Source organism: Chryseobacterium sp. SIMBA_028 (genome assembly GCF_046535285.1).
Classification (GTDB): domain Bacteria; phylum Bacteroidota; class Bacteroidia; order Flavobacteriales; family Weeksellaceae; genus Chryseobacterium.
This window is the reverse complement of record NZ_JAWRWZ010000243.1, coordinates 1-275: the sequence shown is the minus strand read 5'-3', so window position 1 is coordinate 275 and position 275 is coordinate 1. Positions and strand designations below refer to the sequence as shown.

1 protein-coding gene is annotated in these 275 nt (G+C 42.5%); it reads right to left on the bottom strand.

The features are described 5' to 3' along the window. Nucleotides 1-275 (bottom strand): hypothetical protein (locus SCA31_RS23310; RefSeq protein WP_410699398.1); only part of this gene is annotated, 275 nt, incomplete at both ends.

The following is a 275-nucleotide window of genomic DNA, read 5'->3' as shown; positions in this document are numbered from 1 at the left end:
ATCAAAGGTACTTCTCTGTAAAAACGGTAAGGGGTAAGATTGGCAAAATTCGTCATCCCCTGAAACTGGAATCTTCCGTTCACTTCACTTCCGTAGATCGATTTTGATCTGGTATACATCAGGTCTGCCCCAAACGTATATTTAATTTTGTCTGTGTTGTAGTATAAGTTATCCACCACCTGGAACACATTATTTCGGAAACCTTCCTGACCAAAACGATGGCCTCCGATCTGGATATTGGTAGCGCCAACACTGGATACAACGCCTTCAACTAC